The sequence below is a fragment of the Streptomyces sp. MBT65 genome, assembly GCF_016612545.1.
Taxonomy (GTDB): Bacteria; Actinomycetota; Actinomycetes; order Streptomycetales; family Streptomycetaceae; genus Streptomyces.
Map to the genome: position 1 here is coordinate 35463 of NZ_JAENRY010000090.1, position 21115 is coordinate 56577.

General features: G+C 70.0%; 20 protein-coding genes. 8 read left to right on the plus strand and 12 right to left on the minus strand.

Going from position 1 to position 21115, the window contains the following annotated elements:
* Positions 1-118 precede the first annotated feature (118 nt).
* Together JHN63_RS21495 and JHN63_RS21500 are read left to right on the plus strand one after the other, a co-directional pair.
* Entirely contained in the window at positions 119-718 is a 600-nt protein-coding gene (locus JHN63_RS21495; protein WP_200682742.1) for a TetR/AcrR family transcriptional regulator, read from the plus strand.
* A 193-nt stretch (positions 719-911) separates the two neighbouring features.
* Complete coding sequence (locus JHN63_RS21500) at positions 912-1301, plus strand: response regulator transcription factor (protein ID WP_200682743.1); 390 nt, start codon at positions 912-914, stop codon at positions 1299-1301.
* Positions 1302-1359: 58 nt separating this feature from the next.
* On the opposite strand, the gene JHN63_RS21505 is transcribed toward JHN63_RS21500, so the two are convergent.
* Complete coding sequence (locus JHN63_RS21505; RefSeq protein WP_200682744.1) at positions 1360-2331, minus strand: D-alanyl-D-alanine carboxypeptidase family protein; 972 nt, start codon at positions 2329-2331, stop codon at positions 1360-1362.
* 350 nt (positions 2332-2681) lie between these two features.
* The gene (locus JHN63_RS21510; RefSeq protein ID WP_234477484.1) at positions 2682-3086 is read right to left on the minus strand and encodes an ATP-binding cassette domain-containing protein; all 405 of its coding nucleotides are present in this window, start codon (positions 3084-3086) and stop codon (positions 2682-2684) included.
* Positions 3087-3270: 184 nt separating this feature from the next.
* On the opposite strand from JHN63_RS21510, the gene JHN63_RS21515 reads away from it, so the two are divergent.
* Positions 3271-5214: a right-handed parallel beta-helix repeat-containing protein gene (locus JHN63_RS21515; RefSeq protein WP_234477485.1), complete on the plus strand. Its 1944-nt coding sequence runs from the start codon at positions 3271-3273 to the stop codon at positions 5212-5214.
* Between the two features lie 88 nt (positions 5215-5302).
* Here JHN63_RS21515 and JHN63_RS21520 read toward each other — a convergent pair whose 3' ends face one another.
* From JHN63_RS21520 to JHN63_RS21530, 3 genes are read right to left on the minus strand one after another with little or no spacing between them, the layout of a single operon-like run.
* The gene (locus tag JHN63_RS21520) at positions 5303-6334 is read right to left on the minus strand and encodes a zinc-binding dehydrogenase (RefSeq protein WP_200682745.1); all 1032 of its coding nucleotides are present in this window, start codon (positions 6332-6334) and stop codon (positions 5303-5305) included.
* A complete protein-coding gene (locus JHN63_RS21525; RefSeq protein ID WP_200682746.1) occupies positions 6331-7191 on the minus strand; it encodes a fumarylacetoacetate hydrolase family protein in 861 nt (286 codons plus the stop codon). Before JHN63_RS21525 ends, JHN63_RS21520 begins: the two co-directional genes overlap by 4 nt.
* Positions 7192-7222: 31 nt before the next feature.
* Entirely contained in the window at positions 7223-8047 is an 825-nt protein-coding gene (locus JHN63_RS21530; RefSeq protein ID WP_200682747.1) for an IclR family transcriptional regulator, read from the minus strand.
* Between the two features lie 50 nt (positions 8048-8097).
* On the opposite strand from JHN63_RS21530, the gene JHN63_RS21535 reads away from it, so the two are divergent.
* Positions 8098-9810, plus strand: coding sequence for an IlvD/Edd family dehydratase (locus tag JHN63_RS21535; RefSeq protein WP_200682748.1), 1713 nt, complete (start codon positions 8098-8100; stop codon positions 9808-9810).
* Positions 9797-10492, plus strand: coding sequence for an SDR family NAD(P)-dependent oxidoreductase (locus JHN63_RS21540; protein WP_200682749.1), 696 nt, complete (start codon positions 9797-9799; stop codon positions 10490-10492). Before JHN63_RS21535 ends, JHN63_RS21540 begins: the two co-directional genes overlap by 14 nt.
* Before the next feature lie 33 nt (positions 10493-10525).
* On the opposite strand, the gene JHN63_RS52865 is transcribed toward JHN63_RS21540, so the two are convergent.
* Positions 10526-10999 (minus strand): aldolase/citrate lyase family protein, encoded by a 474-nt coding sequence (locus tag JHN63_RS52865; RefSeq protein WP_307781944.1) that lies wholly within the window; start codon positions 10997-10999, stop codon positions 10526-10528.
* Here JHN63_RS52865 and JHN63_RS21550 point away from each other — a divergent pair.
* Both JHN63_RS21550 and JHN63_RS21555 read left to right on the plus strand, forming a co-directional pair.
* Positions 10931-11950 carry an MFS transporter gene (locus JHN63_RS21550; RefSeq protein ID WP_307781943.1) on the plus strand — a complete coding sequence of 340 codons (1020 nt, stop codon included), beginning with the start codon at positions 10931-10933 and terminating at the stop codon, positions 11948-11950. The two genes, JHN63_RS52865 and JHN63_RS21550, sit on opposite strands and share 69 nt — an antisense overlap.
* A gap of 98 nt (positions 11951-12048) precedes the next feature.
* Positions 12049-12771 (plus strand): GntR family transcriptional regulator, encoded by a 723-nt coding sequence (locus tag JHN63_RS21555; RefSeq protein WP_200682750.1) that lies wholly within the window; start codon positions 12049-12051, stop codon positions 12769-12771.
* 38 nt (positions 12772-12809) lie between these two features.
* On the opposite strand, the gene JHN63_RS21560 is transcribed toward JHN63_RS21555, so the two are convergent.
* From JHN63_RS21560 to JHN63_RS21580, 5 genes are all read right to left on the minus strand, one after another.
* The gene (locus JHN63_RS21560) at positions 12810-14339 is read right to left on the minus strand and encodes a sugar ABC transporter ATP-binding protein (RefSeq protein WP_200682751.1); all 1530 of its coding nucleotides are present in this window, start codon (positions 14337-14339) and stop codon (positions 12810-12812) included.
* Positions 14336-15376, minus strand: a complete 1041-nt coding sequence (locus JHN63_RS21565) for an ABC transporter permease (protein ID WP_200682752.1) — start codon at positions 15374-15376, stop codon at positions 14336-14338. The genes JHN63_RS21560 and JHN63_RS21565 overlap by 4 nt, the downstream gene beginning before the upstream one ends.
* Complete coding sequence (locus tag JHN63_RS21570) at positions 15373-16437, minus strand: ABC transporter permease (protein ID WP_200682753.1); 1065 nt, start codon at positions 16435-16437, stop codon at positions 15373-15375. Before JHN63_RS21570 ends, JHN63_RS21565 begins: the two co-directional genes overlap by 4 nt.
* Positions 16434-17528 (minus strand): mandelate racemase/muconate lactonizing enzyme family protein, encoded by a 1095-nt coding sequence (locus JHN63_RS21575; RefSeq protein ID WP_200682754.1) that lies wholly within the window; start codon positions 17526-17528, stop codon positions 16434-16436. The genes JHN63_RS21570 and JHN63_RS21575 overlap by 4 nt, the downstream gene beginning before the upstream one ends.
* Positions 17529-17597: 69 nt before the next feature.
* The gene (locus JHN63_RS21580; RefSeq protein WP_200682755.1) at positions 17598-18689 is read right to left on the minus strand and encodes a substrate-binding domain-containing protein; all 1092 of its coding nucleotides are present in this window, start codon (positions 18687-18689) and stop codon (positions 17598-17600) included.
* 349 nt (positions 18690-19038) lie between these two features.
* Here JHN63_RS21580 and JHN63_RS21585 point away from each other — a divergent pair, with 349 nt between their 5' ends.
* A complete protein-coding gene (locus JHN63_RS21585) occupies positions 19039-19929 on the plus strand; it encodes a helix-turn-helix transcriptional regulator (protein ID WP_200682756.1) in 891 nt (296 codons plus the stop codon).
* A gap of 293 nt (positions 19930-20222) precedes the next feature.
* Here JHN63_RS21585 and JHN63_RS21590 read toward each other — a convergent pair whose 3' ends face one another.
* Entirely contained in the window at positions 20223-21038 is an 816-nt protein-coding gene (locus JHN63_RS21590; RefSeq protein WP_200682757.1) for an SAM-dependent methyltransferase, read from the minus strand.
* Between the last annotated feature and the right edge of the window lie 77 nt (positions 21039-21115).

Below are 21115 nucleotides of genomic sequence, written 5' to 3' on the forward strand. Positions count from 1 at the left end.
TACTCCTCAAGGTCGTCGCTCGCTGATGTGCGGGCTCGGTCGACCCCGACACATGTGTCAACCATAAACCAGGGTGTCACTGACTGACATGTTTGGCGGCGGCAGCTATTCTGGACGCATGGTCGACACAGTGAGGGCGAAGCCGGGGTTGCGGGAGATGACCCGGCGCGCAGTGCGGGCGCAGATCGCCGAGACCGCGATGACGCTGTTCGTGGCGAACGGTTTCGAGCAGACGACGGTCGATCAGATCGCCGCCGCGGTCGGCATGTCGGGACGCAGTGTGTTCCGCTACTTCCCGACCAAGGAGGACATGGTCGTCGGCCACATGGACGAGATCGGCGACAGACTCGCCGAAGCCCTCGCGGCATGCCCCCTCGACGAGGACGCCTGGACCGCGCTGCGCCACGCCATGCAGCCCCACCTCGACGAGCTCACCGCCCACGCGGACAGCAACGTCTCGGTGGCAAGGATGCTCGACGCGACTCCCGCGTTGAGGCCGTCGCTGCTGAACAAGCGCGCGCGCTGGGCGGAGGCGCTGCTCCCGAACATCGTCCGACGGCTGCGGGGGCCGACCCGCACCCGGGAACTGCGGGCCCGCGCGATCGTCTCCTCCGCCCTGGCCTGTCTGAACGTCGCCGTCGACGAGTGGGCGCGGGCCGGCGGCACCCAGCCGATCGACGACCTCCTCGACACCGCGCTGACCGCTGTCCGGGGCTGACACCAGGCTGCGCCGACGGCTCCGTACGAGACACCGGCCCGGCCGATGTCTCCGCGTCCGCGCCGGTGACGTCCGTTGGCGTCGGGCAACGCGCCCTCGCTCCGCCCGAGCTTCTCGAATGCCGCTCCAGACGGGTCCTGGAGCCATGTGAACTGCGCCCCGACGACGATGTCGTGTGTTCTACGGAATGCGGATGGCCTGGGAGCTGGAACGCTTCGCTGCCGGGGGCGAACGGGGACTGCCGCCCGCGCTGGTCCTCGCCCCTCGGTTCGACCGGGACGACGTGTCACAGGCGTTGGCGCGTGGAGCCGACGGCTATCTCCTGGCGGAGCGTCAACCGGCGGTGCTCGAAGCGGCGTTGCTGTGCACCGCGCATGGCATCAGCATCATCGACCCGGTGGTTGCCGCCTACCACGTCGACCCGGAAGGTCGGGCCGAAGCGGTGGGTGCAGGGCGCGGGCAGAGGGTTTCCGGCGTACTGCTCGAGGGCGCGGCCGGGACCGCCGCGGTGCGTCCGCTGCTCTCGCGCGGGGAGGGACAGGTCATGGAGCCGAAGAGCGGGTTCCTTGTGTTCAACCGGTGACGGGGCAACGGCAGGTCGGCTTCGAAACCCCCACTCTGTCTGATCGAGGGGACCTGGCTCAGCCGAAGGAGGCCCTCTCGTTCACATGGAACATGTAGTCGTACCAGTGCGCCTTGATGTAGGTGTACCGCGTCGGGTCGTAGCCCCACAGCGTGTCCAAGGCGTCGGCGATCACGTCCTCGTTCGCGCGGACGTAGTCGAGAACCGCCCCGGAGACAGGCGCGTACGACCAGTGCCAGCGCTCCTCACTGATGGCGGGAGCGGCCGCGGCCGACTCGGCCGTGTACGTCTGGAGGAAACCGTGACGTGCGGCATTGGCGCGCAGCCAGGTGTAGTCGGCGGCCTCGGGCCCGCCGTCCGCCCAGTCCTGGGGTGTGGTGTCGAAGAAGTCCGCGTCGGAGCCCAGGTGGTGGCGCGAGACACCGGGCGCCGTGGAGGTGCGGAGTATCTCGATCTGACGTTCCTCGGAAGTCAGCGTCGCCCACACCTCGCGGTGCGACTCCTTGTCGGGGTCCCACTGCGGATCGGTGCCGAGCTGAGTGGGGTATGCGGCGCGGACTTCGGGAGTGACGATGCCGAACGTGCCGGCCCCGCCCGAACCGGTGCGCAGGAACTCGTACTTGCGGTCCCATATCGTCCGCTGTGTCGCCGCGGAACGTATCCAGGAGACGAGGACCGCGTCGCGTGCGGTCTCCGTGCCCGTCGACGCGGCGTCGGCCAAGGCGTTGATCTGCGTGGTCGTCTCCGTGCTGATCTCGGCGGGTGCCGGTCCCGTCCCCGTGATCCAGGCGGCGACGGCTGCCGGGGCGGTGGAGTCGAGGATCCCGGCGATGAACTGTTCGCGGTCGGCGATGTCCTGCTGGGAGCCGTACGTCCGCGCTGTCGCGGGGGAGTCCGTGGCGGCAGCCACCCAGCCGGTACCGGCTCCGCCGACCGCGGCCGCTCCGGCGGTCAGCAGTCCGAGGAAGCGCCGTCGGCTGGATGCCGCGCGGCGGTGGGCCGGAGTCGGGCTGCCGTCTGAAGCGTGCATGGTGGTCCGTCCGTGAGATCGTTTTCATGAGCCGGTCGACTGCTCAAGATCGCACAGGTGTCACTGGAGCGACAGAGGCAATTGTCACTCAAGTAGTGCTGGTGTCAGGGAAGTTGGCGCATACGCGGGCGACGGCCGCGGTACGCGCAGGGGGCTCGGCAACCTGCCGGGCCTGTCGGGAGTCGGCGCACACCTCGGCAAAGGCCCGTACCCGGCGGAGAGCGAGCTCCGCCCGGTACGGGCTGCTTGGTGGCGTGACCCGAGCTCAGGTCGCGCTGTCGGCGACTGCCTCGGCCTCCGGAGGCGTACGCGCGGGTTCACCTGCCGCGGTCGGCCCGGTGCCGGTCGCTTCAGGCATCGGCCTGGAGCCGGGCGAGTTCGGCCTCCAGGTCTGCCATCGCCTCGCCGCCGGCCATGAGGTCGGTGATCTCCTCGCGAGTGCGCTCGCCCTTGCTGAAGTCGTCGGCCTTCTGACCCCGGATCAGGACGGCGAAGTGGTCGCCGACCATCATGGCGTGGCGCACGTTGTGGGTGACGAGAATGACCGCGACCCCCTTGGCGCGGGCCTGCATGACGATCCGCAGGACGTGCGCGGCCTCCTTGACGCCGAGCGCCGCCGTGGGCTCGTCGAGGATGAGGACGTTCGCGCCGAAGTAGACGGCCCGTGCGATGGCCAGGGCCTGGCGCTCACCGCCGGAGAGACTGCCCACCAGCCGGCTGCCGTCCGTGACGCGGGTGATGCCGAGGGACTGCATCTCCCGTACGGCAATGTATCCGCCGCTTGGTTTCGGTCACATGGTCCGTTGCCACCCGGCCGGATCACGAGGGTCCGGCTCCACACCTTCGGGAAGGTGCCACGTGCGGTTCACACGTCGAATCCCCTCATCGCAGAGCAGAGCGAGCAGAATCAGCCGGAGCACTGCCGCGGCCCTCGCCACCGTGATCGCGGCCGCGCCGGCCCAGGCGACACCCGCCTTCGCGGCCCAGTCGACGATCCTCCACGTCTCACCGGACGGCCGCGGCACCGCCTGCTCGGCCGCCCGCCCGTGTTCGATCGAGCAGGCCAAGGCGAAGGTCCGGACCCTCAACTCGCGGATGCGGACCGACATCGTCGTCCAGCTCGCGGACGGCACCTACCGGCTCTCCGCACCCCTGACCTTCACCCGCGCCGACTCCGGCAGCAACGGACACACCTTCATCTGGAGAGCCGCGCCGGGTGCTCACCCCGTTCTGTCGGGAGCACGGAAGGCCACGGGCTGGAGACTCCAGGACCGGGCGAAGAACATCTGGAAGGCCGAGGTCGGCACCGGCTTCGACATCCGTCAGCTGTACGTCGACGGTGTCCAGGCCACCCGCGCCCGCACCCAGCTGAACCGCGCCGACCTGACCTCCGACGCCAACGGGTACACCTTCACCAGCAGCGCCCTGAAGTACCTCAACAGCCTTGCCGATCCCGCCCGTACGGAGATCGACGCCCTCGGCTCCTTCACCAACCGCTACTCGCCGGTGGCGGGCATCAGCGACGGCGTCATCACCATGAAGCAGCCGGCCTGGAACAACAACACCTTCGGGTACGACACCATCGGCAACCCCTTCCGTCAGGGGCCGCTGTACATCGAGAACGCGTACGAGTTCCTCGACACGGCAGGGGAGTGGTACCTCGACACCCGCACCGGGACCCTGTACTACAAGCCCCTCCCCGGCCAGGACATGTCCACCACAGACGTCGAGATGCCGAGGCTGGAGTCGCTCCTCTCCGTGGGCGGCACCTACCAGGCCCCGGCGACCCACATCACCTTCTCCGGCCTCCAGTTCTCGCACACCAGTTGGCTCCAGCCGTCCACCGGCCAGGGATACGCCGACCAGCAGACCGGCGCGTTCGTCTACGGCGACTGGACCCGGCCGTCGGACGCGCTGGACTCCTGCCAGTACGGCTGCAAGCTCTTCGAGGCGACCCGCCCCCACTGGCACCAGATGCCGGCCGCCGTCCAGGTGTCGGCCGCCTCGCACATCACCTTCACCGGCAACAGCTTCACCCAGCTCGGCCAGGTCGCCCTCGGCATCGGCAACGACGCCAACGCCCACGCCACCGGAGTCGGCCTCGGCGCCGACACCATCAGCGTGACCGGCAACACCTTCACCCAGGACGCGGGCGGCGGCATCGTGGTCGGCGGAGTCCAGGCCGACGCCCACCACCCCCGTGACCCCCGCATGACCAACCGGAACATCACCATCAGCGACAACGTGATGTACGAACTCGCCCTGGACTACCGCGATATGACGGCCGTGCTGGTCACCTACGCCACCGACGTGACGATCTCCCACAACGAGATCCACGACATGCCCTACACCGGCATCGCGATCGGCTACGGCTGGGGCACCAACGACCCCGGAGGCAGTCAGGACTACGTCAACCGCGGTCTGTACGACTTCCAGCCCGTCTACACCACACCCACCACGCTCAAGAACGTCCGGGTGACCGCCAACCACATCCACGACGTGATGCGGACGATGGACGACGGCGCGTGCATCTACACCCTCTCCGCCGCACCGGGCACCCGCATCGACCGCAACTACTGCGCCGACAACAACGGCCACTACGGCATCTACCACGACGAGGGATCACGCGAGTACACGGACATCAACAACGTCTTCCACAACACGGGCGACTGGGACCACGAGAACTCCAACGCCACCAACAACACAGGCGCGTTGACAGTGACGGACAACTGGGCGAGCAACGCCTCCATCAGCCTGAGCAACGGCCGGCGCGGCAACGTGGTGAGCGGCACGGTCGTCGTGAGCGAAGGCAACTGGCCGCGCGCCGCCGAGCGGGTCATGGAAGAGGCGGGCGTCGAACGATCCGGGGCGTATGACCGGTGAGTGAAGGGAGGGCAGGGGCCCGGGTGTTCCCGGACCCTGCCCTCGCCCAGGGCCGCCCTGCCCTGCCCGCGGGCGGAGCGGGGTGACGTCAGCCCGACCGCGGGTCGACGTGGATCTTGGGCCCGGGTCCGGCGCCGTGCGGACGCTCGCCCGCGAGGACGGGCCCTACCGCTTCCAGGCCGACGGTCGCGGCGACCAGCGGTCTCGGGTCGACGGATCCGTCGGCGTACGCGCGGATGGTGTCGTCGAGGCCGGGGGACGCGGACAGGATGCCCACCGCCGTCACGTCCTTGAGCGCGAGCGTGCGGGTGTCGATCCTGCTGGGCGCCCCGGCCAGTCCCACGTACACGACCCGTCCGCCCGGCTCGACCAACTCCAGTGCCAGTCCCGGTAGCTGGACGGCGTTGGAGGCGTCGACGATCGCGTCGAACGGCAGGTCGGGGACCGTTTTCTCCGTCCATACGTCCGCGAAGCCCAACTCGCGGGCGAAAGCGGGGGAGTTGTCGCTGCGGCCCATCAGATGGACCTCCGCACCGGCGGCGCGGAGGAACATCGCGACCAGCAGTCCGATGGTCCCGGGACCCAGGACCAGGGCGCGGTCGCCGGGGCCGAGTGCGGTGGCGCGGGCCGCCCGCAGGGCGTTGCCACCGGGCTCCACCAGGGCGCCCAGCACAGCGTCGACCGAGTCGGGCAGGACGTGCAACGACGAGACAGGTACGGCCAGTTGCTCCGCGAGGGCGCCGGCCCGCTCCCCGCGTATGCCCAGCTCCTGCCGTTTCTCGCACACGTGCTGGTGACCCCGGCGGCAGCGACGGCAGGCACCGCAGCCGAGCATGGTGTCGCCCATGACCCGCCGCCCCACCCACACCGGGTCGACCCCCTCGCCGACCGACACGACACGGCCGGACCACTCGTGGCCGAGCCGCATCGGATAGGAGGAGTGCCCCTGGTGGAGGTAGGCCATCGCGCCGGTGTAGAACTCTACGTCGGTGCCGCACACACCGACCCGTTCGACGTCGACGACGGCCTCGCCGGGTGCGGCCACCGGCGCGGGGACCTCCTGGACGGCGTACTTCCCGGGCGCTGTCAGGACGAACGCCCGCATCGGACGGGTGCTCATCGCGGCGCGACGACGCGCTGCCGCTGGGCGCCGAGTCCCTCGATGCCGAGTTCCATCACGTCGTCGGGCCTCAGCCACACAGGCGGGTTGAGGCCCATGCCGACGCCCGGCGGGGTGCCGGTGTTGATCAGGTCGCCTGGCTCCAGGACGAGGAACTGGCTGAGGTGGTGCACGAGGAAGTAGGGGTCGAAGATCATCGTCTTGGTGTTGCCGCTCTGCCGGCGTATCCCGTTGACGTCCAGCCACATGTCCAGCGCGAGCACGTCGTCGAGTTCGTCGGCGGTGGCGAGCCAGGGGCCCGCCGGATTGAACGTCTCGGCCGACTTGCCCTTCGCCCACTGCCCGCCACGCTCCAACTGGAAGGCGCGCTCGCTGACATCGTTGACCACCACATACCCCGCGATGGCGGCACGGGCGTCGGCCACCGAGTCCAGGTAGCTCGTGCGCCTGCCGATCACGATGCCGAGCTCGACCTCCCAGTCCGGATTGGTGGAGCCGCGCGGGATGCGGACATCGTCGTACGGGCCCACGAGGGTGTTCGGAGACTTGGTGAAGAGGATCGGCTCGTCGGGGACCGGCATCCCGCTCTCGGCCGCGTGGTCACGGTAGTTGAGCCCGATGTACAGGATCTGGTGCGGGCGCGCGATGGGGGCGCCGACGCGTTCCCCGGCGAAACGGGACACCTGGCCGGCGCTCGCCCGCTCGGTCACGACCGGGCGGATGCGCTCGATTCCGCCCGAGCCGAAGAACGCCTCGTCGAAGTCGGGGACGAGGTCCGACAGGTCGACGTACCTCTCGTCGTCGATACGGGCGACGGGCTTCTCGGCGCCAGGGGCGCCGATGCGCATGAGGTGCATGGGTCGGTCTCCGTTGCTGGTTCGGCGGGCTTCATCGGTACGGCTCACCCAGCGGCCCGAGGACGGCACGGATCTCGGCGAGTGAGTCGAGCAGGCTGGACAGGGGCGTGCGGTAGGTCAGCGCGCTGACGCTCACGGCGCCGGAGGGTGTAGTGGGCGAGGTCGCGTACAGGGGCAGGGCAAGGCAGTTGACGCCGGGCTCGTTCTCCTGGTCGTCGCAGGCGTAACCCTGGGCGCGGACGGCGCGCAGCTCGCGGTACAAGTCGTCGGCCCTGCACAGGGTTTGAGGCGTACGGCGTTCCAGCGGTGAGTCCCCGATCCACGCCTCGACGTCTTCGAGGGTGTCCAACTCGTGGGCGAGCAGCAGCTTTCCGACGCCGGTGGCGTGCGCGGGGTTGCGGCCGCCCACCGTCGAGGTCAGACGGACGGCGCCGGCCGGCGGGTCGACCTTGGAGCGGTAGACCACTTCACGACCGTCGAGGACCGCGTAGTGCGCGGTCTCCCCGAACCGCGTGGCCAGCGTGTCCAGGAGCGGTCGTAGGCGGACCTGCTCGGGTCGTGCCTCGTGGTGGGCGAAGGCCATGCGGAGGAACTCGTCGCCGAGGACGTAGTGGCCGCGGTCGTCCTGGTCGGCGAACCCCGCCCGGCGCAGCGCGCCCAGCGCCCGGTGCACGGTCGGCTTGGGGCTGCCGATCAGCCGGGTCAGCTCGTCGAGTCCGACCCCGTCGGGAAAGCGGGAGAGTTCCCTGAGGACGGCGAGGACCCGGTCCGACCCCACAAGTCGGCTGCTCTCGGCGCCTGTTGGACCGTCCTCGCCGAGGTCTGTCGGTCCGTCGTGTGTCTGCGTATGCTCCATGGCGTTCCAAAAGTTAGACCATCGTGTCGATTGTTGGAAGGAGCTCGACGATGAGACTCCGTAGCGCGCAGTGGTACGAGGGTCAGGACCGCAACGCCTACATCCACCGGGCGTGGATGCGGCGCGGTGTCCCGGAGGACGCCTTCACCGGCCGTCCGCAGATCGCCATCGCCAACACCGCCTCGGACCTGACCCCTTGCAACGCCCACCTGAACGAGGTGGCCGCCTCGGTGCGCAACGGCGTGTACGAGGCGGGCGGCATCCCGCTTGACCTGCCCGTGGTGTCGCTGGGGGAGACCCAGGTACGGCCCACGGCGATGCTCTGGCGGAACATGGCGGCGATGGCCACCGAGGAGATGCTGCGGGCCAACCCCCTTGACGGGGTCGTCCTGTTGGGCGGCTGCGACAAGACGATTCCCTCGCTGCTCATGGCCGCCGCGTCGGTGGACCTGCCCGCCGTCGTCGTGCCGGGCGGCCCGATGCTGACCGGGACCTTCCGAGGCACACCGCTCGGCTGCGGCACCGATGTGTGGCGGCTGTCGGAGGAGGTCCGCGCCGGCACGCTCTCGCAGGAGGACTTCACCCGCTCCGAGTCGTCGATGATCCGGAGCCGGGGGCACTGCAACACGATGGGCACCGCCTCGACGATGGCCGTGGTCGCCGAGGCCCTGGGCACGGTCGTGCCCGGTGTCGCCGGAACTCCCGCCCCCGACAGCCGACTTCTGGCCGCCGCCCACGACACCGGCCGACTCGCGGTCGCCATGGTCGCCGCCGACCGGCGCCCCGGTACCTTCCTGACCAAGGCGTCCTTCCACAACGCGATCGTCGCGCTGGCCGCGGTCGGCGGATCGACCAACGCGGTCGTCCACCTGCTCGCGATCGCCGGACGGCTCGGTGTCGAGCTGACGCTCGACGACTTCGACCGCATCGGTTCCCGTGTCCCGGTCCTCGTGGACCTCCAGCCGGCCGGCCGCTTCCTCATGGACGACCTGCACCGCGCCGGAGGGCTGCTCGCCGTGTTGCGCGAGGTCCGCGACCTGCTCGACCCCGACGCGCTCACCGTCACCGGCAAGCCACTCGTCACCTACCTCGACGACGCCCCGATCTGGGACCCCGAGGTCATCCGCACCCGGGCCGAACCACTCGTCGCCGAAGGCGGCATCGCCGTACTGCGCGGAAACCTCGCCCCCTCCGGAGCGCTCATCAAACCCGCGGCGGCCTCCGCGCACCTGCTGCGCCATTGCGGCCGGGCGGTGGTCTTCGACAGCATCGAGGACTTCCACGCCCGCGTCGACGACCCGGAACTCGACGTCGACGCCGACTCCGTCCTCGTCCTGCGCGGCTGCGGCCCCAAGGGCTATCCCGGCATGCCGGAGGTCTCGAACATGCCCCTGCCGAAGAAGCTTCTCGAGCAGGGTGTCCGTGACATGGTCCGTGTCTGCGACGGCCGGATGAGCGGCACGGCGTACGGCACGGTCGTGCTGCACGTGGCACCGGAGGCCGCGGCCGGCGGACCGCTCGCGCTGGTGCGCACCGGTGACTACATCACCCTGGACGTCGCGGGCCGGCGCCTCGACGTCGACGTACCGGACGACGAACTCGCCCGCAGAACACCGGACTTGGCCACCATCGCGGGCTTCGCGACCCCGGCGCGCGGCTGGGAACGGCTCTACGTGGACCACGTGCTGCAGGCCGACACCGGCGCCGACCTGGACTTCCTCGTCGGGTCCAGTGGATCGGAGGTGAGCCGTGAATCGCACTGATCCGACGGTCGTCAGGACGGCCCTGGTCACCGGAGGCGCGAGCGGACTCGGGGCGGCCAGCGCGCAACGCCTGCGCGCCGACGGCCTGACCGTGACGACGCTCGACCTCCGGGGTGCGGACATCCACGCGGATGTGACGGACGAGGACGCGCTGCGCCGGATCGCGGCCGAGATCGGACCTGTCGACGTCCTGGTCAACTCGGCGGGCATCGTCGGCCCGAACAAGCCGCTCGTCGAGACCACCACCGAGGAATGGCGCCGGGTCCTCGACGTCAACGTCCTGGGCACCGTGAACACCCTGCGGGCCTTCGTCCCCGGCATGCGCGAGCGCGGCTGGGGGCGGGTGGTCAACTTCGCGAGCATGGCGGGCAAGGACGGCAACGCCGACCTGTCGGTCTACTCCGCCTCCAAGGCCGCCGTGATCGCCCTCACCAAGTCCGTCGGCAAGGAACTGGCCACCAGCGGAGTCCTGGTCAACGTCATCACGCCCGCCGTCATCGCCACGCCCATGAACGACGACACGGCCCCCGAGGTCCTGGCGCGCATCACCGGTCTGATCCCCATGCGCCGGATCGGCCGCCCGGAGGAAGTGGCCGAACTGGTCGCGTTCCTGGCCTCCGAGCGGGTCAGCTTCTCCACCGGAGCCGTCTACGACATCAGCGGCGGACGAGCGACCTACTGACCGCCGACCCACCCAAGTCAGTTGGAGAAAGCGTCAGTTGCTCCTCGCGGCCTTCGCGAGCACGTTGGCCGCGAGGCGGACGTGTGCCGCGTCGACGAGGCGGCCGTCGTGGCCGATGGCGCCCGTGCCGCCGGCCTCGGCGTCGCGGTACAGCGCCGTGATCTCCTCGGCGGCGGCGAACTCCGCCGGGGAAGCGGTGAACACCTCGTTGGCCAGGGGGACTTGGCTCGGATGGATGGCCCACTTGCCGTCGAAACCGAGGAGGGCCGCCTGCCTCGCGGACCGTAGGTAACCGTCGGTGTCCCGGTACGCCGGGTGCGGGGCGTCGATGGCGGCGATGCCCGCCGCACGGGCTGCGGCGAGGATCTGGACCCGGGCGTAGTGCCAGAAGTCGCCGGGGTAGGGGCCCACGGGGTCGAAGTTGCCGTCGACGCGGGCGTGCAGCGACACCGAGAGGTCGCCCGCGCCGAAGATGATCGCCTCCAGCCGATCGCTCGCACGGGCGATCTCGTCAGGATCGACTACCTGGAGGCGACCCTCATCGCCTCGGGGGTCAGCGTGCTGCTGGTGCGGGTGTCGTTCGTCGACAACTCCTTCGGCTGGGCCTCCTGGCAGACCGCCGCCATGGTGGGCGGCGGGCTGGTGCTGATCGGCGCGGCCGTGCGGGTGGAGTCGCGGGCCGCCGAACCCGTCGTACCGCTGGGCATCGTGAAGCAGCGCACGACCGCGCTCGCGATCGTCGGCAGCCTCTCCGTCGGTACGGCCATGTTCGGTGCCGCGGTGTTCCTCAGCCAGTACTTCCAGCTCAGCCGAGGGCACAGTCCCACCGAGGCGGGCCTGCTGACGATCCCGATGATGGCCGGCATCCTCATCGCCTCCACGGTCGCGGGGCGGATGATCAGCCGGTCCGGGAAGATCAAGCCGTTCATCATCACCGGCGCCGTCCTCCTCACGGTCGGGTTCGCCGTGCTCGGCACCATCGACTCCAGGACGCCCATGCTCCTGCTGGGCGTGGCGATGCTGTGTGTCGGGATGGGGGTCGGCATGACCCTGCAGAACCTGGTGCTCGTCGTGCAGAACACCGTGCCCCTGAAGGACATCGGCGCGGCCAGCTCCACGGTGTCGTTCTTCCGCTCCCTCGGCGGCACGATCGGGGTCTCGGTCCTCGGCGCCGTGCTGGCCCGGCACGTCCAGGACCAGATCGCGCACGGCCTCGCCTCGACGGGACTGCGGACCACGGGCGCGGTCACGGACATCGGCGCCCAGCCCGCCGCCGTACAGGAGATCATCCGTGTCGCCTACGGCGACGCCACCGCGCAGATCTTCCTCCTCTCGGCCGGGGCGGCCGTCCTAGCCGTGGTCGCCGCGATCCTGCTGAAGCCGGTCAGCCTGCGCAGCAGCCTCGACCTGACCGAGAAGAGCGAGGGAACGGCGACGGTCGCCGCGGAGGCGGGGTGACGGGCCGAACTCGGCCGTGAAGTTGTGCGGACGGGTCCCTCAACCCGTCTACCTGGGTAAACTGCGGGAAACGCCACGTGCCTTGAGGAGGAGCCGGGATGCCGCCGCACAGTCCTTCCGCGGCCGGGGTTCCGGACGAGGGTGACGAGCGGAGCGGGCCGCCCGTCCGGCAGGCGCTGTCGGACAGCGTGTACGAGCGCATCAAGGCGATGGTCATGGACCACGAGATCGCCCCCGGCGCCCGCGTCGGCATCGAGGCGCTCGCCCGCGGCCTCAAGGTCTCGCCGACGCCCGTCCGCGAGGCGCTGGCCCGGCTGGAGTCCGACGGCCTGGTGGTCAAGCGGACGCTCTCCGGATACCGGGCCACCCAGCTGCTGACCCGCCGGGGTCTCGACGAACTCTTCGAGATGCGCCTGCTGTTGGAGCCCAGGGCGGCCGCGCTGGCCGCCGTGAACGCCACCGAGGCCCAACTCGACGCCATCGAGCGGATCGTCGAGGAGATGCAGGCCCACCCGAGCCCGGACGGACGGTACGCGTCGTACCGCGACTTCGCCGCCCTCGACCAGCGCTTCCACGAGGCGATCGGACAGGCCGCGCACCGACCGCTGTTGGCGGACGCGGTGGAACGGCTCCACGCGCATCTGCACATCTTCCGGCTCAACAAGGTGGTCGGCGCCGAGGGCCCCACCGTCGCCGAGCACGAGCGGATCGTCCGCGCGGTGCTGCGCCGCAACCCCGAGCGGGCGGCCGAGGCGATGACGGAGCACCTGACGCGCAGCCTGGAACGGCAGATCGAGGACGGCGAAAGGTCCGCCTCCTAGCCCCCTGTGGCGTGAACGGCCGTTCCAGCGGCGGGAGTTCAGGGCGCCGTGCGCACCGTGCGGTCGTGGATCAGGCGGATGATCCGGCCGCTCATGCGGTCGTAGTCGCGGTCGTTGCCGACCTCGCCGCGAATGCGGTGGTCCGTCATGACGACGACGCGGTCCGCGAGGGTGACCATCTCCGCGAGGTCGCTGGTGATGAGGAGGATGGGCAGGCCGTCGTGGGCGAGGTCCCAGATCAGTTCGTGGAAGGCGCGCTTGGTGCGGACGTCGACGCCCACCGTCGGTTCGTCGATGACGAGCAACCGCGTGTCCGCGGCAAGCCACTTGGCGAGGCTGACCTTCTGCTGGTTCCCGCCCGAGAGTTCACCGGCGTTCTGCCCGAGCCCCGAGACCCGGATGCCGAGCCGGTCGACGAGATCCTGCGCGACCGCCCGCTCCTCGCGCGCCGAGACGAAGCCGAGAGCCTTGGCGAGTCTCTTCCACACCGTCACCGTGATGTTGCGGACGATGGGCTGCTCCAGGAAGACGCCCTCCTCCTTGCGGTTCTCGGTGACGTACCCGATCCCGTACTCGTGCAGGGCCTGGCGCGGTGAGGTGATGCGGACCGGACTGCCGTGCACCCGGATCTCGCCTCCCGTGACGCGGTCCAGGCCGAGCACCGCTTTCACCAGCTCGCTGCGCCCGGCGCCGACCAGTCCGTACAGGCCGACGATCTCCCCGGGCCGGACCTCCAGGCTGATGTCACGGTGCCCGCCGGCCGTGGAGACCTTGTCCAGTACGAGAGTTGGGGTGGCGGAGCGGTCGACCGTGCGGGGGCGCAGCTCCGTCGCCGCGTGGGCGCGGCCCACCATGAGGCCGACGATGTCGTCGTGGGTGTGGTCGGGGAGCGGGGAGGACTCCAGGACCGACTTCCCGTCGCGCAGTACGGTCACCGTGTCGCAGACCGCGAAGACCTCCTCCAGTTTGTGGCTGACGAAGACGACACAGGCGCCGCGCGTGGCCAGTCGCCGGATCACCTCGAAGAGGCGTTCCGTCTCCTGAGGGGAGAGGGAGGCGGTGGGTTCGTCCAGCAGCAGGACCCGGCTCTCGGTGTAGAGGGCCTTGGCGATCTCCACCAACTGCTGCTGTGCGACGGAGAGTTCACGCACCGGGCGCTGCGGATCCAGGTCCACGCCGAGTTCCGCGAGGCACGCCAGGGTCGGCGCGGTCATCGCCTCGCGGTCGACCAGGCCACGGTATGACGGAGGGTTCTGGAGGGTGATGTTCTCCGCCACCGAGAAGCCCGGGATCAGATTGCGTTCCTGGTGGACGACACCGATGCCGGTACGGGTGGCCTCCAACGGCGAGCGCAGATGGACCTGTTGGCCGCACCAGGTCAGCTCGCCGCCGTCGGGGGAGTGCACCCCGGTGAGAACTTTGATGAGGGTGGACTTGCCGGCGCCGTTCTCCCCGAGGAGCGCGTGTACGGTGCCGGCGGTCAGCGTCAGCCCCACGCCGTCCAGTGCCCGGACCCCGGGGAAGACCTTGACCAGGTCGTGGCATGCGAGAAGAACCGTGCCGCTCACTGGGCACCTCCCTTCTGTGGCAGGGCAGTTGGTGACTGCGGGCTCTTCTCCAGGCGCGTCTGGTGCAGCCGGCCACCGGCGACCGTCCCCAGGACGACCAGGCCGATGAGGAGGTTCACCCAGCTCGGGTCCAGCGAGAACTGCGCCCGCGCCGCGTCGATCAGGCGTGTCACGAAGGCCGCGAGGACCGTGCCCAGTACGGCGATCGAACCGCCGGTGAGTGCCACGCCCCCGATGATCGGCGCGGCGAAGCTCGGCAGCAGCCAGTCCCCGCCGACGCTGCGGTTGACGCCGGGCAGCGAGGCCGTGGCGGTCACCGCGGCCACCCCGATCAGCAGTCCGGACAGGGTGTGCGCGACCACGATCTGCCGGTCGGTGGAGATACCGGACAGCCGGGCGGCCAGGGGATTTCCACCTGCGGCGAGGAGCCTTCGGCCCGCGACCGTGCGGTACATGAAGGCGGCCAGCAGTGCCGCCGCGACGAGCGCGGTGACGAAGACGAGCGGAGTGTTCAGCGGCGCCGCCGAGCCGAAGTCGCGCAGGGTGCGCGAGTAGCCGTCGACGGTACGGGTGCCGGTGAGCCGGTACTGCGCGCCCAGCAAGATCGTCATCGTCGCGAGGGTGACGATGAAGCCGTTGATCTGCGTGGCGACGATGGCGACACCGGTCGCCAGGCCGATGGCCGTCGCCGTCGACAGGCCCACGATCACGGCCAGTCCGGCGGGCATCCCGTGATCGGCCATGAGAACGCCCATGAGACAGGCGGTGAAGCCGCCCAACGCGCCTACGGCGAGGTTGAGTTGACCCACGCACAGTGCCACCATCTGGGCCAGCCCGATGAGGATGGGAGTGGCGAGGTACTGGAGGAAGACCCGCACGGAGGGGCCCTCGAAGAACGAGCCGGACGAGGCCGCACCCAGCGCCACGTACCCCGCCACGACCACACACAGCAGCATCGCCGCAGTGGACCGGGAGAACCGGCGTAGCGCTCCGATGGCCCAACTCCTTTGCCCACTAAGGGTGTTCAAGCGGTTCATGTCGAGCGCACCACCTTGCGATAGGACACCACCGTGCGGATCCGGTCGGCCGACAGGGCCAGCAGGAGGACACAGCCGAGATAGATGTTCAGGCTCTCCAGACCGACGCCGAGCAGGTCGAGGCCCTTGCGGATCACCCCGACCAGGGCGGTGCCGAGCAGCGTGCCCAGGACGGACACCACCCCGCCGGTGAGGAGGGTGCCGCCGAGCACCGCGCCGAGGAAGGACGGCAGCATGAAGTCGTCGCCGATGGAGGCGCGGAACGTACCGGTGCCGGCCGCCGCCATGAACCCGGCCAGCGCGGCGAGCAGCCCCGACAGCGTGTGCGCGAGCAGCACCCGGCGCCCGGTGGGAATGCCGGACAGCTCAGCGGCGGCCGGATTGGCGCCGGTGAGCAGCAGTTCGCGGCCGATGCGCGTACCGCCGTAGAGGAAACCGAGGGCGAGCATCGCGAGGACGGTGAACTGGGCTATCTGCGGGACGGCGGGGGAGCCGCAGATGGGGCCCGTGCAGATGTCGGCGAGGGAGTACGAGCGCAGGGCGTCGATGCCGGCGGGGTGGGTGGTGAAGGCGGCGTCGTCGGTGAGGGCCGAGTAGAGGAGGGAGACGAGGCCGAGGAGGGCGAAGTCCATGGCCAGGGTGACGACGAAGGAACTCACTCCGGTACGGGCGATCAGCCAGCCCGTGACCGCGCCGATCGCCGCGCCGGCGGTCAGGCACATGAGCAGCCCGACCTGCATCGGGACGCCGAGACGGTCGTAGCCGAGACCCGCGAACAGGGCGCCGAAGGCGGCCATGCGGCCGACCGCGAGGTTCATGTGGCCGACGGACAGGGCGACCATCTGCGCGAGCGCGACCACGGTCAGGGTGGCGATGTCGCGCAGGAGCGGGAAGAGCACCAGCCGCTGGTCCAGGAAGGCCGGGCGCAGCACGCCGAACAGGACGCTCAGCGCGATGACCAGCACCAGCAGGCCGAGCCGCTGGTTGACCCAGAACGGCATACGGTGGTGTGCCGTCCGCTCCTCCGGGACGGTCTCCGGCGGGCTGATCGAGGTCGTCATGCCACCCTCCGGTCGTCCAGCGCGTCCGGGTCCCAGTCGATGCCGATGCCCGGTGTGTCGGGGGCCACCGCCAGGCCGTCGCGGATGGTCAGTTCGGTGCGGGTCACCGCCCTCAACTGCGGGATGTACTCGACGTATTGGCCGTTCGGCACGGCCGCGGCGAGGCTGACGTGCAGTTCCATCAGGAAGTGCGGACACACCATCACGTTGTGGCTCTCCGCCAGGTGCGCGACCTTCAACCAGGGGGTGACACCACCGATTCGGGCCGCGTCGACCTGCACGACGGAGGCGGCGCCGGCCTCCAGGTAGCTGCGGAACTGCATGAGTGAGTACATGGACTCCCCTACGGCGAGGGGGATTTGGGTCGCCGCCGCGAGCCGGGCGTGCCCGCTGATGTCGTCCGCGGGCAGCGGCTCCTCCAGCCAGTACGGGTCGTACGGCTCCAGCGCCGCCGCGAGCCGCAGGACGGAGGACGCCGACTGGGACTGGTTCGCGTCGGTCATGATGTGCAGCGCCGGGCCGACGGCCTCGCGGACCGCGCGCAGCCGCTCGGCGTCCTCGGACGGATGCGGCCTGCCCACCTTGATCTTGACCCCCGCCCAGCCCAACTCCTGGGCGCGCAGGGCGCCTTTGACCAGTTCCGCGGTGTCGAGATGGAGCCAGCCGCCCTCGGTGTCGTAGACCGGCACCTCCTGGCGGTGGCCGCCGGCCAGCCGCCACAGCGGTTCGCTCGCGCGCCTGCACCGCGCGTCCCACAGGGCGGTGTCCACGGCGGCGAGGGCGAGCGAGGTGATGGCGCCGGTGGTCGTCGCCCGGGTCAGCGTGAACAGCCGCTGCCACAGCGCCTCCACGTTGCGGGCGTCCTGCCCGACGAGCGCGGGCAGCAAGTGGTCGCGCAGCAGGGCGAGTACGGAGCTGCCGCCGGTGCCGATGGTGTAGGAGTAGCCGGTTCCCGCGAGGCCGTCGGCCGTCTCCAGGTCGACCAGGACCGTCTCCTGTTTGACGAAGGACTGCACCGCGTCGGTACGGTCCTGCTCGACGGCGATGTCGACCAGCCTCGCGGTCGCGGCCGTGATGATGCTGCTGCTCATTCAGCGATTCCGGTTTCTGTCGGGGGAGTCGACCATCAGCGGTGCTCGGCGGTCAGGGGTGGTCGGCCGTCAGCCGCAGGAGAGGATCTTGTCGGCGAACTGCTTCTTCAGTTCGGCGGTCTTCGCCTGCCGTGCCTTGTCGTAGCCGGCGACGTTCGCCTTGGTGACGACGAACGAACCGGAGTCCACCTCGACCCCGGGCGAGCGCACCGTGCACTGCTTCGTCTGGAGCAGCGCCAGCGCCCATGTCCCGATCTCGGCCTGCCCGACCGGGTTCTGCACCACGGTGGCCGTGACCGTGCCCTGCTCGATACCGCTGAGGATCTTGGCGTCGTCGTCGATGGCGATGACCTTCGCCTTCGACCCGGACGACTTGACGACATCGGCCGCGGCGACGGCCGGGTTGTAGGCGGTGGCGACGATGCCCGTGATCTGAGTGCCCTTTGCCGCCATCAGGTCGGACACTGCCTTCTGCGCGGTCTGGAGGTCCGTGTCGATGTCGGTGATGGTCTGAAGGAGCTTCACCTTGCCGCCCGACTCCTTCACGGCCTGGGCGACGCCCTTGATCCTCAACTGGGTATTGGCATCGACGTTGTTGCCGGTCAGATGGACCAGGGTGCCCTGGCCGCCCATGGCCGCGATCGCCGCCTTCGCGGCTTTGTAGGCGGCGAGCTGGACGTCGGTGGAGAGACAGAAGTCGGCCTCGTCCTTGTCACCGGCGGGGCAGGACCCCAGGGACGCCACCGGGAAACCCTGCGAACGCAGGTCCGCGAAGGTCGAGTTGATGTCGGTGGGGGAGACGCCGAACACCCCGAACGCGTTGTAGCCGCGCGCCGCGAGCGTGGACAGCAGGTTGTTCTGCTTCTGCTGGTCCCACTCCGCCGTCTCGTCGAAGGCCACGGCGCCGAGACCGTACGTCTCCTTCGCGACGGCGCCCGCGCTCTTCCAGGGCTGGAAGTACGGGTGGGCGCCGCCCGGCACGAGGGCGACCTTGGTCCCCGAGGCGTCCCCGAGTTGGGCGCCGCCGCCGGTGCGAGCGGCCGGCGCGGCCTGACTGCCGGAATCGGCACCGGAGTTCTTGTAGGTACAGGCCGCTGTCCCCGAGGCCAGCAACACGGCCGCGACAACTCCGGGCAGGACAGATCTGGTTGGGAAGCGCATGACCCACCCCTGCGGATTCAGATAGGAATCAGATAGGAAATCGATGCGGCGATCGTGGGGGAGGAACCTGGGCCCGTCAAGACGTTCGGCATAAACAGGTGTGTTGGGTAGGAGGTTTGTGACTCTGGAGGCCAGCGCGCTCGCACCTCACTCGACCCGGCCACGCGTGAAATCGTATAGGAAATGACTGCGTGTCGGTCTGGCTGTAAAGGTGCGGATCATTCCCGCCAATCGAAGATCGCGCGCCCGGCGGCCCTCTAGGATGACTGGCTTCGGCGTTCGCGGGCAGGCAGGTCGCAGGGGGCAACTCGCGGGCGTGCACGGGCAGTTCACCGCAGGGAGATTGCGCATGGGTTCCGATGAGGTCTTAACGACGCCGCTGGACGGGCTGTCGGCCGGCCCCGTGGTGCCGCGGCTGGTGCTGGGCGCACGGCTGCGCGAACTGCGGGAGGAGCGGAACATCGCCCGGCAGTCCGCCGGTGAGGCCATCCGCGCCTCCCGGTCCAAGATCAGCCGACTGGAGGCCGGCCGCCACCGCTTCAAACCGCGTGACGTGGCCGACCTGCTCACGCTCTACGGCGTCACGGAGGAGGCCGAGCGCGCCACCCTGCTGGCGCTGGCCGAGGAGGCCAACTCCCCTGCCTGGTGGCAGCACTTCAACGATGTGGTGCCCATCTGGGCGCGCGCCTACCTCGGGGCCGAGCAGGCCGCGAGTCTCGTCCGCTGCTTCGAGGTCCAACGCGTTCCCCACCTGTTGCAGACCCCCGACTACGCGCGCGCCTCCCTCAGGCTCGCCCACTCGGGTGCCGGCGGGGCGGAACTGGACCGGCGGGTCAGGCTACGGATGACACGGCAGCGGATCCTGCGCAGGCGGCCGGCCGCGCAGCTCTGGGCCGTGATCGACGAGGCGGCGCTGCGACGCCCGGTGGGCGGTACCGGCACCATGCGCGCCCAGCTCAGGCATCTCATCGAGATCTGCCGGCACCCGCAGGTCACCGTCCAGATCATGCCGTTCGTCGCCGGCGGTCACGCGGGGGAGGCCGGTCCGGTCACCATCCTGCGGCTGCCCGGCGGCCGGCTGCCCGACATGGTCTACCTCGAACAGCGCGTCACCGCCCTCTATCCCGACCGGCCGACCGAGATCGAGTGCTACTGGGACGTCATGAACCGCCTGGTGGTCGAGGCGGAACCGCCGGAGGAGACTCCGACGATCCTGCACCGCATCCTTCAGGAGACCTGAACCACCGGGCGGGGCCCAGGGCCTGTCCGGCGGATCGGGTCGGTGGAAAGCGGCGGCGCCTCATCGGCGCGGGTGAGCGGGGTCTGGCGCGTGCGGCTGCAAGGCGGAGGAGGCGTTGACATCAGCGGCTTCGCCGCGGGCGACGCGATGGGGGTCCCCCCGGTCGAGCGAAGCCGGGACTGGGGGAGTCGGCGACCGAGGACAACGCCGCTGGGGGCCTCCCCCACGCCTTTGAGGCAGTGGGGGAGGGCGTGCCGGCCCCCGCTTCTCCGGCATGAACCACCGGACAGGCCCTAGCGTTTGAGGGCGACACCGCCGTACTGGTGCACCTCCGCGGGCAGACCCCAGGCGCTCTCGTCCGGACGCCAGCGCGAGCAGGACGCCACGCCCGGTTCGAGCAGCTCAAGACCCTCGAAGAAGCCCGCGATCTGTTCGGGGCTGCGCAGGATGTACGGGATCGAACCGCCCTCGTTGTACTGGCGGATGGCGTCCACGTAGGCCTCGCTGGTGTCGGTGCTGTCGTACTGCACGAGGTAGCTGCCCGCGGGCAGGGCGGCCACCAGCCGGCGCACGATCGCGCGGGCCTCGTCGTAGTCCTCGATGTGGCCCAGGATGCCCATCAGCATGAGGGCGACGGGCTTGTCGAAGTCGAGGGTCTTGCCGGCCTCCCGCACGATGGTGTCCGGGTCGCGCAGGTCGGCGTCGACGTAGTTGGTGACGCCTTCCGGGGAGCTGGTGAGCAGCGCGCGGGCGTGTGCCAGCACCAGCGGGTCGTTGTCGACGTAGACGATGCGGCACTCGGGGACCACCCGCTGGGCTATCTCGTGGGTGTTGTCCACGCTGGGCAGCCCGGTCCCGATGTCCAGGAACTGCCGGATGCCTTCCTCGGCGGCCAGATGACGGACGGCGCGAGCGAGGAAGTACCGGGCGGCGCGGGCGCCGGTCTCGATGCCCGGGAAGATCTCGCGGAACGCGTCACCGGCGAGCCGGTCGACTTCGTAGTTGTCCTTGCCTCCCAGCCAGTAGTTCCAGATCCGGGCCGACTGCGGCACGGTGGTGTCGAACCTGGCGAGCGCATCCTGCTCGGAGTTGTCTGCCGCTTCGGTCATGGACGCTCCTGTGCGTACGCGGTGAGAACCACGGAACCGACGAAGATCGGCCGTGGACTCCCACGTTATTCCTCCGC

Excerpts from the sequence above, each read along its gene's own strand:
- JHN63_RS21535 (WP_200682748.1), top strand. The coding sequence starts at position 8,098 with ATGAGACTCCGTAGCGCGCAGTGGTACGAGGGTCAGGACCGCAACGCC.
- JHN63_RS21505 (WP_200682744.1), bottom strand. The coding sequence starts at position 2,331 with ATGCACGCTTCAGACGGCAGCCCGACTCCGGCCCACCGCCGCGCGGCA.
- JHN63_RS21500 (WP_200682743.1), top strand. The coding sequence starts at position 912 with ATGGCCTGGGAGCTGGAACGCTTCGCTGCCGGGGGCGAACGGGGACTG.
- JHN63_RS21510 (WP_234477484.1), bottom strand. The coding sequence starts at position 3,086 with ATGCAGTCCCTCGGCATCACCCGCGTCACGGACGGCAGCCGGCTGGTG.
- JHN63_RS21580 (WP_200682755.1), bottom strand. The coding sequence starts at position 18,689 with ATGCGCTTCCCAACCAGATCTGTCCTGCCCGGAGTTGTCGCGGCCGTG.
- JHN63_RS21590 (WP_200682757.1), bottom strand. The coding sequence starts at position 21,038 with ATGACCGAAGCGGCAGACAACTCCGAGCAGGATGCGCTCGCCAGGTTC.
- JHN63_RS21565 (WP_200682752.1), bottom strand. The coding sequence starts at position 15,376 with ATGAACCGCTTGAACACCCTTAGTGGGCAAAGGAGTTGGGCCATCGGA.
- JHN63_RS21570 (WP_200682753.1), bottom strand. The coding sequence starts at position 16,437 with ATGACGACCTCGATCAGCCCGCCGGAGACCGTCCCGGAGGAGCGGACG.
- JHN63_RS21530 (WP_200682747.1), bottom strand. The coding sequence starts at position 8,047 with ATGGAGCATACGCAGACACACGACGGACCGACAGACCTCGGCGAGGAC.
- JHN63_RS21495 (WP_200682742.1), top strand. The coding sequence starts at position 119 with ATGGTCGACACAGTGAGGGCGAAGCCGGGGTTGCGGGAGATGACCCGG.
- JHN63_RS21525 (WP_200682746.1), bottom strand. The coding sequence starts at position 7,191 with ATGCACCTCATGCGCATCGGCGCCCCTGGCGCCGAGAAGCCCGTCGCC.
- JHN63_RS21520 (WP_200682745.1), bottom strand. The coding sequence starts at position 6,334 with ATGAGCACCCGTCCGATGCGGGCGTTCGTCCTGACAGCGCCCGGGAAG.
- JHN63_RS21585 (WP_200682756.1), top strand. The coding sequence starts at position 19,039 with ATGGGTTCCGATGAGGTCTTAACGACGCCGCTGGACGGGCTGTCGGCC.
- JHN63_RS21555 (WP_200682750.1), top strand. The coding sequence starts at position 12,049 with ATGCCGCCGCACAGTCCTTCCGCGGCCGGGGTTCCGGACGAGGGTGAC.
- JHN63_RS21575 (WP_200682754.1), bottom strand. The coding sequence starts at position 17,528 with ATGAGCAGCAGCATCATCACGGCCGCGACCGCGAGGCTGGTCGACATC.